The sequence below is a fragment of the Paenibacillus sp. JJ-223 genome (assembly GCF_927798175.1).
Classification (GTDB): Bacteria; Bacillota; Bacilli; order Paenibacillales; family Paenibacillaceae; genus Paenibacillus; species Paenibacillus hubeiensis.
In genome coordinates this window covers 177,820-190,088 of record NZ_CAKMMP010000005.1, presented here as the reverse complement: position 1 = coordinate 190,088, position 12,269 = coordinate 177,820, and the positions used below count along the sequence as shown (strand labels likewise).

The window sequence follows — 12,269 nt, the reverse complement described above, 5'->3', positions numbered from 1 at the left end:
CACCACGCACAGAGAACAGCCTTCCCTTTCCGGGGAGGCTGTTTTTGTCATGTATGGGCTTCGTTGTGTTCCGCGACCGGTCCGAACGAAAAAGCGGGCTGCGCCCGTGAAGGGCTCGTCACATTTCACTGTCTGCGCTGCGAGATACGCTGCTATTGCTCGGTTTGTTCCGATAAAAGAACCAGCATTCGTTCAGGAGTTTGATCTGGCGGCTATCCTTTTTGTGGAATGCCCGCATCAGTTGATTGCAAAGCCATTGGGGCAAGGGTATCTCCTCCTCTTGCGTTTTCATCTGTACGTTAGCATATGTGGCTATAGCCTGACCCGTGCGGAATAACCCGGGCATGAACGTTGGAAAATTCAATGCCAGCATAGCTCCTCATAGCTGCTCGGTTCAGGTGAAAGCTTTTCTTGGAGTTCATGCATACAAGATGAGCGACGTTGGGCCATACAGCGCAAAAAAGCGCATCCTCCGGTTGGGGAAAATGCACTTTCAGGTTGGGTATTCTGCCTATGGGTGTATACGAGTCGATCAGAGCGCTTCGGCTTCTTCCTCGTACCATTGCTCCAATTGAGCTTGCAGCGCACGAATTTCGGTGAGAAGCGCAATCAACGGGTAATGGTTCTCTTTCAGACTGGCAAAACTCTGCTCCAGCGCGTTGATGTAATCCATCCCGGAAACGATCACCCATTGCTCGCTCAGCAAATCAAGATTGTCGCATTCCGCAACGGCCCGAGGCAGTTCGGGTACATCTGCAGCCGTGAGTTTGTCGATTTCCTTGTGCAGGCGCAGATTGAGCGCACTCAATTGATAGGCATAATCGGCCGGCATCTCCACAAATTGCAGGTGCCCTGCCTGTTGCAAAATGACGTAACGCATTTTCGGCATAACGAGTCGTAGCTCCCCTCATACATTCTACTTGACAGTGTAGCCCACGAAACGGTTACAATTCAAGGGTATGCTTGCAAACAAAAAGATTGGCCTGCACCAAAGGAGAGGAAATCAGTGGAGAATGACGAATTGCAGCAATGGATCGAGCAGGTGTCTCTGGAGCACTTTGGAGTCCCGTTTACGCATGAGGCGCTATTCAATCCTCGTTTGTCGACGACGGGCGGACGATACATGCTGAAAAGCCACCGGATCGAGATCAATCCTCGTCAGCTTGAAGTGCACGGACGGGAAGAGGTCGAAAAAATTATCAAGCATGAGCTGTGTCACTACCATTTGCATATCCGGGGGCGTGGTTATCGTCATCGGGATCCGGAGTTCAAGGCATTGCTGCAAAAAGTGGGAGGTTCCCGGTTCTGCCAGTCCCTGCCGGACGGGATGGGGAGAAAGACGCTGCCTTATCGCTATAAACTGGTTTGCAAAAGCTGTGGCACCGAATACTTGCGTAAACGCAAAATGGACCCGAAGCGTTATCGCTGCGGACGCTGCACGGGAAAGTTGGAGCTGCGCGACATGTCGTCATGATTGCAGAGCGCGTATACGGACACAAGAAGAAGCGGAAGTTGTCTCATAAGAGAAAAATGCTGCAAAAAAATGTTTAAAACAGTGTCAACGTTATTGACTTGGCAAGCCAATCATGTTAAATTATTTTTATCCACTAAAAATATTCCCTGATAGCTCAGTTGGTAGAGCACTCGACTGTTAATCGAGTTGTCACAGGTTCGAGTCCTGTTCGGGGAGCCATTTCTTTGGAGAGATACCCAAGTGGCTATAAGGGGACCCTCTGCTAAGGGGTTAGACTGCGTAAGCGGTGCGAGGGTTCGAATCCCTCTCTCTCCGTATGAATAATCTTCATTGCCAGGGATGAGAACCCTAAAGGTTCGTCGGAGCAAAATATGAATCCTCTTCACGTGAATCGGTTAACGATTCCAGTGAAGAGGATTTTTTAGTTTCTTATTTTTGATTCACAATACGATTCCGAGCATGTTTGACAAGCCTTGTTTACCTTCTTCCGTCACTTCGACGGCACGGCTGCCTGTTTTGCGGCGCGTCCATCCAAGCTCCGCCAGTCGCCGTTCCAGTTGATCACCGAGCAGGCCGGAGATATGGAACCTGCGTTCGCTCCAATCCAGGCACTTGCGTGCGATTGCTCTGCGCGTTCCGGATCGATGCGAAAGGTCGATTCCGAACGACTCAAACCATTCATATCCTTTCGTTGGAATGTGATAATCCTTGTTCTGGCCATCGTCCTCGATATAGCCTTTCTGCAACAAGGCGTCGCAGAGGGCGATACCCAACTTTCCGGCCAGATGATTGTAACAGGTGCGGGCGGAACTCAGCTGTTGCAGCTGATCGGATTGTTTGAGGGAACGTACGGAGACAGGGGGAGCGATGCTTGCCATCGTTTCGATCAAAAAGGCAATGTCATGACTGGCCAGGCGATAATACCGATGCCTGCCCTGACGTTCCACAACGAGTAATCCGCCTTCTACCAATTTGGCCAGGTGGTTGCTTGCGGTTTGGGGAGTCACCCCCGCCATATAAGCGAGTTCGCCGGCAGGCAATGCTCTCCCGTCCAGCAAGGCTTCCATAAATACGGCACGACTGGGGTCCGCGATTAATGATGCAATCGCTGAAATATTAGGGTATGCATTCATACTTCGATGATAACTGAACAATTGCCGTATTACAATGCAATCAGGCACGAAAAATCTGCCCCGAAGGTCGGATGCATGTCGTCGCTATGAAAGAAGTCGTTTTTGAAGGATGGAATGGAGGAAGGATACATGGGACATCGCTATCTGAAGGATCATATGGAGCATAACAACAGCTGTGAAACCAGGACTTTTCATGAAAAATCGGTGGAGCTTCATGAAGTGATCCGCCCGAATATTTTATATTATGGCACACCCGTGCTGCTGCTCAGCACGCTGAATGAGGACGGGTCAACCAACATATCCCCGTTATCGTCGTCATGGGCTCTGGGAGATTGCGTCGTGCTTGGGTTAGGCGTTCAAGGGCAGGCTTTCGATAACTTGAGCAGGCATAAGGAATGTGTTATTAATTTGCCGGATGCCACCTTATGGAGACAGGTTGAGCTTTTGGGAAAGTATACAGGCAAAAGTCCGGTTCCTGAGGAAAAAGCGGAAATGGGATATCGATTCTGCTCGGACAAGTTCGAGGCTGCGGGGTTTACGTCACAGCGTTCGGCAGAAGTTCGTCCTGATCGGATCGCCGAATGCGCGCTCCAAATCGAAGCCTCGGTGCAGCATATTCGCATACCCCAACATACGCCGTTTATGGCGATTGTTGAAGCTAAGGCGCTAATGGTACATGCCCATCCGGGGATCATCTCTGCTCAGGACCATATTGATCCGGAAAGATGGGATCCGCTTATTTATAATTTTCGGCACTACTACGGACTCGGGGAGAAGCATGGAGAGAGCTTTAGGGCGAGGAAGTGATCGGACGTAAGAAAGAAGAGAGGGCGGGGGCCGACGAAGGTCCTCGTCTTTTAAGTATTTTGAAAATGGGGTAATTAGTAAAGGATAATGAATGTAAGCATATACATACTTGAGATGGGATGTCCGCCTTGTTGGCGTTGTTTCGAGATGATACGAAAGGATGGATGGCGATGGAATGGGAATATTTGATGCGCGTGGTCCTCGCCGGTCTGTGCGGTGTGTTCATTGGATATGAACGGAAAAATCGGATGAAAGAAGCGGGGATCCGCACGCATTTTGTCGTTGCTGTAGGTGCAGCGCTGATGATGGTTGTATCCAAATACGGATTCCAGGATCAATCCGGCTGGACCAACCTGTCGCTGGATCCTTCCCGGATTGCGGCACAAGTGGTAAGCGGGGTCGGATTCATCGGCGCCGGCATGATTTTTACGCAGCGCCAAACGGTGCGTGGACTCACCACGGCCGCAGGCATTTGGGCAACGGCTGGCATGGGTCTGGCCATGGGCGCGGGATTATATTGGACGGGTGCCGGAGTGACGCTGCTCATCATCATTGCGCAAATGCTGCTCCATCGGCAAGCGCGCTGGCTCGTATCCGCCAGGTCGGAAACGTTGACGATCCGTTTGGATCAGGAAGGGGCTGCGCTCCAGAGCGTCTTGTCCCTGCTGGGGCAAGAGGGGATTGCGGTGACGGGTTTCCGGGCAGAAAAAGAAACAAGCGCAGGTCTCCTTGGAGAGACTACGCTTGAGTTTGTCGTTAAACTGCCGGGTCCTTATCAGGGAGAACGGCTGCTTGCATTGCTTTCCGATGTGCCGCATGTGCGTTCCATCGAGCTGAAATAGCCGGGGTTAAAGGTTAAATGACGGTTTCGGGACGGGAAATCGTTTTGCCGTCAAGCACGCAGTGAATTGCATGCGCAACGCCGTTTTCCACGTTGGTTAACGTTATGGCATCGGCCAGATCCTGAACTTCGGCCACGGCATTGCCCATGGCAATGCCAAGCCCGGCCATTTCGATCATGGACACATCGTTGAAGTTGTCGCCGATGGCTGCCGTGTCGCTCATGGAAACGCCGAAGTGCTCGGCGAGCTTTGCCAAGGCATTTCCTTTGGAAACGTCGGGATGCTGCATTTCGAAGTTGTGTTCGGCCGACACAACCATGGCTACGTCCGATCGGGAGGCGAAGTGCTCGCGTCCTTTTTTCAATTGAAGCGGGTCAAGCGAGAAGGCCATGATGTTATAAATGAAAGCCTCAGCCGGAATGTCCTGATGAGAATTGACGCGGAAATGGTCCTTTTTGGCATAGTGTTTTTTAATGCCGGAAATCATATGTTTAAGGTTTTCGTCAGGAGTCGTGTCGAGCAGGCGTTCCATGTCGGCCATGATTTGCGCATGGTGGTTGGAAGGGGCGTAGATGCCCTGTTGGGTAGAGGCTTCGTAATAAATTTCGTTCTCCTCCAGCCATTTCATGACCGATGCTGCCGTTTCGCGGTCCAGCGGAAGATGGAAAATGCGCTCGCCGTTCTCGTCATGGATGGTGGCGCCGTTGGATCCGATGACAGGGGTTTTGATGCCGCCATCACGGCTAATGTTGATCACGTCGGAATAGACGCGGCCGGTAGCAATCGTAACTTCAAGCCCTTCTTGCTTGGCGCGCTGAATCGCAGCCGCATTTTCGGGACTCACCTGGCTATTGCGGTTCAATAACGTTCCGTCCAGGTCGGTTGCAAACAATTTGATCATACTTACAGCTCCTTTTCTTTGATGGGTTCAGGAATGAGAATCTCGACTTGTTGTTCTTCGAGGAAAGCCAGCCAGTCTGCGGAAGGCCATTGATTCGTGATCAGCACGTCCACGAGGGACCAGTCGGCAAAGCGGTATCCGTATTGCCTGTCAAATTTCGAATGATCGGCAAGCACGATCACCTGTTTGGCTGCCTGCATCATCTGGTATTTGATTTTGCCTTCTTCTTCAGAGGCGCTGAAGCCCTGCATGGTAAGGCCGCCAATGCCGATGAAAGCTTTATCTACATAATAGCGGGATAACGTTTCGATCACGGAGGCGCCATAAACATAGCGTTGGTCCTTGTTGATCTTGCCGCCGAGCAGGCGGATATCCACTGCGGCATGGTTGGAGAGCAGATCGGCCGAGTGCATGGAGTTGGTGATGACCGTGCAGGATTTGCCGTTCAGATTCTCCGCACAGGCCTGAACCGTGGTTGAAGAATCCAGAATGATAATTTCGCCTTCGCGCACAAGCGCTGCCGCGAGTTTGCCGATGGCGCGTTTATCCTCGGAAACATGGAGCAGGCGTTCCTTGTAAGATTTGAATTCGAGTGGAGGCGAGGGAAGAATTGCGCCGCCGCGCGTGCGGATGATGGCCTCCTGCTCTTCAAGCTTGATCAGATCCCTGCGGGCCGTATCTCGGGATACGTCGAACAGGGTTACGATCTCGTCCGCGGAAATTCGGCTATGCTTGCGAAGATGCTCGATAATGAGCTGCAGGCGTTCTTCTTGAAACAAACAAGATGCCTCCTTAATGGGGATGACTAATTTATATGATAGCTCAATTATAAGTTTTCGTAATGATATTTGCAATGTTATAAGCTATTATAAGTGATTGTAAGGTTTTTTAATAAGGTTTTTACATATTAAGTGGTTGCGGATAACACTAATGTGGATTGAAGTAGAGCGAATATGTTTGTTTTATTTCATTAAAATTTATTTTTCAAAAAAAGTGTTGCACACCTCTGAAATTCTATGATATACTCTATCTTGTCGCCAAGAACGACAGAGTTTAACAAGGCCCGTTGGTCAAGGGGTTAAGACACCTCCCTTTCACGGAGGTAACAGGGGTTCGAATCCCCTACGGGTCATTGCAATTCCATTGCAACACAAGGGGTGAGAACCCCAAAGGTTCGTCGGAGGATAAGCCTCGTTAGCACAGACTTCGCAGTCTCGAACGAAGTGAGAGTATCCCCTACGGGTCATTGCTTCACAAAAGGTCATTGCTTTTCCATAAGTGATATGGCGCATTCGGTGAAGTTTTACAGCAAGAGCCATTAGCTCAGTTGGTAGAGCACCTGACTTTTAATCAGGGTGTCGAAGGTTCGAGTCCTTCATGGCTCACCAGTTTTACATTTGAATATGCGGTCGTGGTGGAATGGCAGACACGCTATCTTGAGGGGGTAGTGGGCGTACGCCCGTGGAGGTTCGAGTCCTCTCGACCGCATACATAAGTATTAACGAAGACAGGTTTTCATGTTTATACATGAAAACCTGTCTTTTTTATTTTTGTACAACATGCTTAGGGGTGGGCTGAGTGATCAGGCAGATTGTGGTATAATATTGTTTAATGTGTGGCCCATGAGATGATGGAAAGCAGAACAGAGGGATTCATGATTACTAAGGTTGGAAGGCGGTCTTGTATGCAGTCGATCTATGAACGAATTGAACAACTGATTGCCGAAAGGGGAATGACCAAGAAGGCGTTCTGTCAGCAGCTGAAGATCAGCACGGGCAATCTGGGGGATTGGAAGCGCGGCAAGTCTATTCCGAGTACGAACAAGTTGATCGAGATCGCGTCGTTTTTCGATGTGAGCCTGGATTGGCTTATGATCGGACGGCCGTCGAAGGAAGCGATGGTGCGGGAGAAGCGGGAGGATTATTTTTTTGACGTATTGCGGCAACTGGATTGCCAGGACAACGAATTATCGACTGAAGAACAGTCTTTCATCAGCGAATATATTGAATTTACCCGGTATCGCAAGGCCAAAGAAGGTCGTCATTCCGGGGATGGCTTCCTTGAAAAGAAAGAGGATCGAACGGAAGATGAATCGATCTGAATCATAAAACCTCTGAACAGGTCAACACGACGTTGATGCTGTTCAGAGGTTTTTTCGCTGTTCATGCCCGGATGCGTATCTGCCTGTCGCATCCTATCATCCGAGTTATTTGCGGAAAGGAGGCATTTCGCTGCCGAGCAGCACCGGGCGAACCGCATTCCAGAGAAGCAGGCATTGCTCCTGCAATTCCCAGGCGGCCATGCCAAGCATGCGGACGCCGATTCCGCCGGCAAGCATGCTCGCACCGACCAGGATGCGGCTTCCGTGCGGCAATCTCTGCCTAACCAGTTCTAATTCAGCAGAGCCGAGTCCGGGAGCGATCATCCACAATGCGGCCGTATGGGTGTAATGCATCAATGCGGCGGACTCGGTTGGATCGTCCCGCTCCGGGGCGAGGCCGAATCGGTCCCAGACGACGATCTGCTTGCCCAACCGGATATCGGTCAAGCTGTCGTAACGTTGGAATTGGAACAGTTCCCCGCGATGAACGCGCCCGGCAGCCCAAATATCCGCATACGCCAGAACGGCGTTTTCTCGCAGATCGAACCTGGTGGTAAGTGTGGAAGAACTGCCTTTGAACGGAATGACGCCTTCCGGAAAGTATTCCAGAACGGCCCCTTGTTCCAGCGTGAAATGATGCTTCACGGAGGATGGCAATGAAGGCGTGGGGTGCAATCGGGTTGCGGACGTGCTGCTTAACATGACGTGGGTACCTTCCCCGAGATGCCATTCCGAATGGTATACGTCCCCGTTCAAAACGCCAGGCGAGACATCCGATGTATACACGCATAACCCGTTTCCGCCTCCGTGAGGGCGGAAGGAGCGGCTGAACCGGAGCGGGGCGCTGTAATAGCGGTCGATCATGACCGTTCTCCCGCCCTGAAGAGCAAAGCCGGCCCGGAGCTCGCTGCGGCGCGTGATGGCGCCTGTTATCGGCTGCGCTGGTTCGGGCCCGGTTGCCTGCATCTCCGGAACGGGATCAATGAGTGTGTGCCGAACCGTGGTCATGGCTGTGCGAATGCAGATGCGCAGCGGCAGCATCGTCATCCATGTATTGGTGTTCGAGCCAATGCACGATCTCGGATACGCCTTCGCCGCTCATCAGATTGGACATGACATAAGGGCGGCCTTCACGGACGCGTTCGGTATCCTCTTTCATCACTTCGAGACTGGCGCCGACGTAAGGAGCGAGGTCTGTTTTGTTGATCAATAGCAGATCGGAACGGGTAATGCCCGGACCGCCTTTGCGAGGCAGTTTTTCCCCTTGCGCCACATCGATGATGTAAATGAATACGTCGGCCAGTTCCGGACTGAATGCAGCCGACAGGTTATCTCCGCCGCTCTCGATGAAAATCAACTGCAGGTCGGGAAAACGTTCGATCAGTTCATCCACCGCCTCGAAATTCATGGAAGCATCTTCGCGGATCGCGGTATGCGGGCAGCCGCCTGTTTCGACGCCGATAATGCGCTCGGGTGCCAAAGCGTTCTGACGCAGCAAAATTTCCGCATCTTCCTTCGTGTAGATGTCGTTCGTGATGACGGCGATGCTGTAACGGGTGCGAAGCGCCTTGGACAGTTTTTCCACAAGCGCGGTTTTGCCCGATCCTACAGGACCTCCGATTCCGATTCGCATGGGACGGCTGCGATCAAAAGCTTTGCGCTCCCACTCCGGATGGTGCGTATGATTTGCTCCTCCACACATAACTGACTCCTCCTTGGATAATGGATATGGATAAAAGATTTCAGGACATGAACAGACGGGCAGGCAGTGTTTCATGCTGCATGGCGTAAATTTCCTGGGCGATGCCGAAGCTGTGCATCTGCTCGGGAGCCTCGTGCCGGAGCTTGCTCCATTCGGATTCAATGTCGTTCAACAGCTTGTGAATGAGCGTCTGCGCTTCGGTCTGGCCGATCGGCAGGAGGCGCAAGGCGCTGTTAACGTATGCGTTGACACTGGTGTACAAATGCCCCGTCACTGCCTCGTCCAACCCGATTTCCAATCGATGGTTAATGTACCCGTGAATCGTTGTGATTCCGCAATAGGCGCCATGGTCCCGCACCGCTTCGTCGATCAGGGAAAAGTCCATCCACGGGTATAAGGATCGCGCCAGCTTCAACAAGCGTTTGCCCATTTTATGCCCGCTTTCTCGTATCTCGCGCGGTGCGCGTTGGGCGTGAACTTGTTTGTCGATCAGGGCGAGCAAGCCGGAATCCTCCAGATCGATCGCCTGATATACGCCTTTGATGGCAAGTCCGTCAAACCTGACGAGGCTGGAATGCAGCTGGCTGCGAATGAATTGTTCCAGCTGGGCCGTCGTTTGAATGGTGCCGTCGTGCGTGTATGCTTCCAGGCCGAACGAGTGGGAAAAACCGCCGATGGGCAATGCGGAATCCAGCAGTTGCACATAACGCAACAGTTTGGTGCCGTGATGCATCATAAGTCGATGCCCTCCCCGAAAGTAACGTTTCATCTATTGATCCCGCCAACCTCCGTGTATGCGCGTGAGAATCAGAACATGAAATATCGCTGTGCCATGGGCAGTTCTTCCGCCGGTTCGCATGTCAGCAGCACCCCGTCGGCCCGTACCTCATAGGTTTCGGGGTCCACTTCGATGACCGGGGTCACATCGTTGTGGATCATGTCCTTTTTGCTGACCGAGCGGCAGCCTTTGACCGCTTCCACGCGTTTGTTTAATCCTAGGGCTTCTTTGATGCCGGCCTCTGCTGCTGCTTGGGAAACGAACGTGATCGAGCCTTTGGCCAGAGCGCCGCCGTAGGAACCGAACATCGGCCGCCCGAATACGGGCTGCGGTGTCGGGATGGAAGCGTTCGGGTCGCCCATTTGGGCAAAAGCGATCATGCCGCCCTTAATGACCATTTCCGGTTTGACTCCGAAATAGGCAGGGCTCCAAAGGGTGAGATCGGCCAGTTTTCCGGCTTCGACGGAACCGACAAGGTGGCTGATGCCGTGGGCAATGGCCGGGTTGATCGTATATTTGGCCACGTACCTTTTGATTCGGTCGTTGTCGGAAGGCGAGCCTGCGGATAATTCCAGCTTGCCGCGTTGTTTCTTCATTTTGTCGGCGGTTTGCCAGGTGCGAATAATGACTTCTCCGACACGTCCCATGGCTTGGGAGTCCGAACTGATGATGCTGAACACGCCGAGGTCATGCAGAATATCCTCTGCAGCGATCGTTTCCGGACGAATCCGCGAGTCCGCGAAAGCAACGTCTTCCGGAATCGACGGGTCCAGATGGTGGCAGACCATCAGCATGTCGAGGTGTTCCTCTACCGTATTGCGTGTGTAGGGACGTGTTGGATTGGTTGAAGAGGGGATAACATAAGACTCTCCCGCTGCCCGGATGATATCCGGTGCGTGCCCGCCGCCGGCGCCTTCTGTGTGGTAGGTATGAATGGTTCTGCCTTTGATGGCTGCCAGCGTGTTTTCCAGGAAACCGGTCTCGTTCAACGTATCCGTATGGATAGCGACTTGCACGTCGTGCTTGTCTGCGGCCGTAAGGCAGGCGTCGATGGCGCTTGGCGTCGTTCCCCAGTCCTCATGCAGCTTGAGCCCGATGACCCCGGCTTCGATCTGTTCAACGAGCGGTGCGATGCTGGAGCTGTTTCCTTTGCCCAGAAAGCCGATATTCATCGGAAAAGCTTCTGCGGATTCGAGCATGCGATGAATATGCCATGCTCCAGGCGTGCACGTTGTCGCTTTTGTGCCGGTTGCTGGCCCCGTCCCGCCGCCGATCATCGTGGTTACTCCGGAAGAGAGGGCGGTTTGGATTTGCTGGGGGCAGATGAAATGGATATGGGTATCGATGCCTCCTGCCGTCACGATGAGGCCTTCTCCGGCAATGATTTCCGTGGAGGCCCCGATCATCAGGGATGGATGGACGCCGTCCATCGTATCTGGATTGCCGGATTTGCCGATGGCGCAAATCAGGCCGTCCCGAATGCCGATATCGGCCTTGACGATGCCCCAATGGTCGATAATGACGGCGTTGGTAATGACGGTATCCGGCGTGCCGTCAGTGCGCAGTGCCGAGGCGGACTGCCCCATGCCGTCGCGGATCACTTTGCCGCCGCCGAATTTGCTCTCGTCGCCATAAACGGCGTAATCGTGTTCAATCTCGGCCCAAAGCTCCGTATCCGCCAGACGGATGGCATCCCCTGTTGTGGGGCCGAACATGGAGGCGTATTGTTCCCGGCTCATTTTTTTCAAGAGGGATCGCCTCCGTTGTTCGCAGGGTCGGCAAAGGTTTGCAGGAAAGCGTTGAGCTTCCCGGGATCGGGGGGACACGCCAAGTAGCCTTCGGTCAACCCGTTAAAGCCGTGAATATGCCGTGTGCCGCCAAAGGTAGTGAGTTCGACGGGTTTTTCTTCTCCGGGTTCAAACCGGACCGCCGTACCCGCCGGAATGTGAAGCCGATGCCCGAAGGCTGTTGCGCGGTCGAAGTCCAGGGAGGCATTCACTTCATAGAAGTGTACATGCGAGCCCACTTGAACGGGCCGGTCGCCACGGTTCAATACGATAAGTTGGAGCGTCGGGCGGTCGGGATGACACACGATGTCGTCCTGCCTCAATCGGTATTCACCAGGAATCATGGCATTCTCCTGCCTTTCTCAACGTATGGGTTCATGCACGGTAACCAGCTTGGTTCCGTCGGGGAACGTGGCTTCGACCTGTACCTCGGGAACCATGTCGGGCACGCCTTCCATGCAATCCTCGCGAGTCAGGATCGTTCCGCCATACCGCATCAACTCGGCTACGCTCATCCCGTCCCGAGCGCGTTCCATCAGCTCGGAAGTGAGCAGTGCAATGGCTTCCGGCACGTTCAGCTTCAAGCCGCGGGTTTTGCGTTCGCGGGCGAGGTTGGCAGCTACGGTTATCAGGAGTTTTTCTTTTTCCTGTTCTGTCCAGTGCAAGGCAATCCGACCTTTCCCTTGATTATTTCTGATGTGAACGAAATGATATCGTGTTAAATATACTCACACAGGTGGTGTT

15 protein-coding genes and 5 tRNA genes are annotated in these 12,269 nt (G+C 52.8%); 9 read left to right on the top strand and 11 right to left on the bottom strand.

All coding sequences use genetic code 11. From position 1 onward, the window contains the following. Window positions 1–118 precede the first annotated feature (118 nt). Together cmpA and L6H98_RS11320 are read right to left on the bottom strand one after the other, a co-directional pair. Window positions 119–265 carry a cortex morphogenetic protein CmpA gene (gene cmpA / locus L6H98_RS11325; protein ID WP_236415136.1) on the bottom strand — a complete coding sequence of 49 codons (147 nt, stop codon included), beginning with the start codon at window positions 263–265 and terminating at the stop codon, window positions 119–121. Between the two features lie 267 nt (window positions 266–532). Next, on the bottom strand, window positions 533–889 hold the full coding sequence (locus L6H98_RS11320) for a hydrolase/acyltransferase (protein WP_236415134.1): 357 nt from the start codon (window positions 887–889) through the stop codon (window positions 533–535). Between the two features lie 117 nt (window positions 890–1,006). On the opposite strand from L6H98_RS11320, the gene L6H98_RS11315 reads away from it, so the two are divergent. The 3 genes from L6H98_RS11315 (at window position 1,007) to L6H98_RS11305 (ending at window position 1,789) form a co-directional block, all read left to right on the top strand. Continuing rightward, window positions 1,007–1,474, top strand: coding sequence for a SprT family protein (locus L6H98_RS11315; protein WP_236415132.1), 468 nt, complete (start codon window positions 1,007–1,009; stop codon window positions 1,472–1,474). 143 nt (window positions 1,475–1,617) lie between these two features. Then, a tRNA-Asn gene (locus L6H98_RS11310) sits at window positions 1,618–1,693 on the top strand. A gap of 7 nt (window positions 1,694–1,700) precedes the next feature. After that, window positions 1,701–1,789 (top strand) — tRNA-Ser (locus L6H98_RS11305). A gap of 125 nt (window positions 1,790–1,914) precedes the next feature. Here the strand turns inward: L6H98_RS11305 and L6H98_RS11300 are convergent. Then, complete coding sequence (locus tag L6H98_RS11300) at window positions 1,915–2,607, bottom strand: metalloregulator ArsR/SmtB family transcription factor (RefSeq protein WP_236415394.1); 693 nt, start codon at window positions 2,605–2,607, stop codon at window positions 1,915–1,917. A gap of 156 nt (window positions 2,608–2,763) precedes the next feature. Between L6H98_RS11300 and L6H98_RS11295 the strand changes: the two genes are divergently transcribed. Beyond that, complete coding sequence (locus L6H98_RS11295) at window positions 2,764–3,414, top strand: flavin reductase family protein (RefSeq protein ID WP_236415393.1); 651 nt, start codon at window positions 2,764–2,766, stop codon at window positions 3,412–3,414. A gap of 170 nt (window positions 3,415–3,584) precedes the next feature. Continuing rightward, window positions 3,585–4,256, top strand: a complete 672-nt coding sequence (locus L6H98_RS11290; protein ID WP_236415130.1) for an MgtC/SapB family protein — start codon at window positions 3,585–3,587, stop codon at window positions 4,254–4,256. A 13-nt stretch (window positions 4,257–4,269) separates the two neighbouring features. On the opposite strand, the gene L6H98_RS11285 is transcribed toward L6H98_RS11290, so the two are convergent. Further along, window positions 4,270–5,157 carry a Cof-type HAD-IIB family hydrolase gene (locus tag L6H98_RS11285; protein WP_236415129.1) on the bottom strand — a complete coding sequence of 296 codons (888 nt, stop codon included), beginning with the start codon at window positions 5,155–5,157 and terminating at the stop codon, window positions 4,270–4,272. Between the two features lie 2 nt (window positions 5,158–5,159). Then, window positions 5,160–5,936 (bottom strand): DeoR/GlpR family DNA-binding transcription regulator, encoded by a 777-nt coding sequence (locus L6H98_RS11280; RefSeq protein WP_236415128.1) that lies wholly within the window; start codon window positions 5,934–5,936, stop codon window positions 5,160–5,162. Window positions 5,937–6,217: 281 nt separating this feature from the next. On the opposite strand from L6H98_RS11280, the gene L6H98_RS11275 reads away from it, so the two are divergent. The 4 genes from L6H98_RS11275 to L6H98_RS11260 all read left to right on the top strand — a co-directional run bounded on the left by L6H98_RS11275 (window position 6,218) and on the right by L6H98_RS11260 (window position 7,258). Then, window positions 6,218–6,289, top strand: a tRNA-Glu gene (locus L6H98_RS11275). 180 nt (window positions 6,290–6,469) lie between these two features. Continuing rightward, window positions 6,470–6,545 (top strand) — tRNA-Lys (locus L6H98_RS11270). A 17-nt stretch (window positions 6,546–6,562) separates the two neighbouring features. Beyond that, window positions 6,563–6,645 (top strand) — tRNA-Leu (locus tag L6H98_RS11265). A gap of 196 nt (window positions 6,646–6,841) precedes the next feature. Next, a complete protein-coding gene (locus L6H98_RS11260) occupies window positions 6,842–7,258 on the top strand; it encodes a helix-turn-helix transcriptional regulator (RefSeq protein WP_236415127.1) in 417 nt (138 codons plus the stop codon). Between the two features lie 105 nt (window positions 7,259–7,363). Here L6H98_RS11260 and L6H98_RS11255 read toward each other — a convergent pair whose 3' ends face one another. The 6 genes from L6H98_RS11255 to L6H98_RS11230 form a co-directional block, all read right to left on the bottom strand. After that, the gene (locus L6H98_RS11255; RefSeq protein WP_236415126.1) at window positions 7,364–8,299 is read right to left on the bottom strand and encodes an urease accessory protein UreD; all 936 of its coding nucleotides are present in this window, start codon (window positions 8,297–8,299) and stop codon (window positions 7,364–7,366) included. Then, complete coding sequence (ureG, locus tag L6H98_RS11250; RefSeq protein ID WP_236415125.1) at window positions 8,238–8,960, bottom strand: urease accessory protein UreG; 723 nt, start codon at window positions 8,958–8,960, stop codon at window positions 8,238–8,240. Before ureG ends, L6H98_RS11255 begins: the two co-directional genes overlap by 62 nt. A gap of 40 nt (window positions 8,961–9,000) precedes the next feature. After that, window positions 9,001–9,696, bottom strand: a complete 696-nt coding sequence (locus L6H98_RS11245; RefSeq protein WP_236415124.1) for an urease accessory UreF family protein — start codon at window positions 9,694–9,696, stop codon at window positions 9,001–9,003. Window positions 9,697–9,767: 71 nt separating this feature from the next. Continuing rightward, window positions 9,768–11,486 carry an urease subunit alpha gene (gene ureC / locus L6H98_RS11240; protein ID WP_236415123.1) on the bottom strand — a complete coding sequence of 573 codons (1,719 nt, stop codon included), beginning with the start codon at window positions 11,484–11,486 and terminating at the stop codon, window positions 9,768–9,770. After that, window positions 11,483–11,869: an urease subunit beta gene (locus L6H98_RS11235; RefSeq protein WP_236415121.1), complete on the bottom strand. Its 387-nt coding sequence runs from the start codon at window positions 11,867–11,869 to the stop codon at window positions 11,483–11,485. Before L6H98_RS11235 ends, ureC begins: the two co-directional genes overlap by 4 nt. An 18-nt stretch (window positions 11,870–11,887) precedes the next feature. Beyond that, a complete protein-coding gene (locus tag L6H98_RS11230) occupies window positions 11,888–12,190 on the bottom strand; it encodes an urease subunit gamma (RefSeq protein ID WP_236415119.1) in 303 nt (100 codons plus the stop codon). Between the last annotated feature and the right edge of the window lie 79 nt (window positions 12,191–12,269).

Excerpts from the sequence above, each read along its gene's own strand:
- L6H98_RS11235 (WP_236415121.1), bottom strand. The coding sequence starts at position 11,869 with ATGATTCCTGGTGAATACCGATTGAGGCAGGACGACATCGTGTGTCAT.
- L6H98_RS11285 (WP_236415129.1), bottom strand. The coding sequence starts at position 5,157 with ATGATCAAATTGTTTGCAACCGACCTGGACGGAACGTTATTGAACCGC.
- ureG (WP_236415125.1), bottom strand. The coding sequence starts at position 8,960 with ATGTGTGGAGGAGCAAATCATACGCACCATCCGGAGTGGGAGCGCAAA.
- L6H98_RS11290 (WP_236415130.1), top strand. The coding sequence starts at position 3,585 with ATGGAATGGGAATATTTGATGCGCGTGGTCCTCGCCGGTCTGTGCGGT.
- L6H98_RS11300 (WP_236415394.1), bottom strand. The coding sequence starts at position 2,607 with ATGAATGCATACCCTAATATTTCAGCGATTGCATCATTAATCGCGGAC.
- L6H98_RS11260 (WP_236415127.1), top strand. The coding sequence starts at position 6,842 with ATGCAGTCGATCTATGAACGAATTGAACAACTGATTGCCGAAAGGGGA.
- L6H98_RS11255 (WP_236415126.1), bottom strand. The coding sequence starts at position 8,299 with ATGCTGCCGCTGCGCATCTGCATTCGCACAGCCATGACCACGGTTCGG.
- L6H98_RS11320 (WP_236415134.1), bottom strand. The coding sequence starts at position 889 with ATGCCGAAAATGCGTTACGTCATTTTGCAACAGGCAGGGCACCTGCAA.
- L6H98_RS11295 (WP_236415393.1), top strand. The coding sequence starts at position 2,764 with ATGGAGCATAACAACAGCTGTGAAACCAGGACTTTTCATGAAAAATCG.
- L6H98_RS11245 (WP_236415124.1), bottom strand. The coding sequence starts at position 9,696 with ATGATGCATCACGGCACCAAACTGTTGCGTTATGTGCAACTGCTGGAT.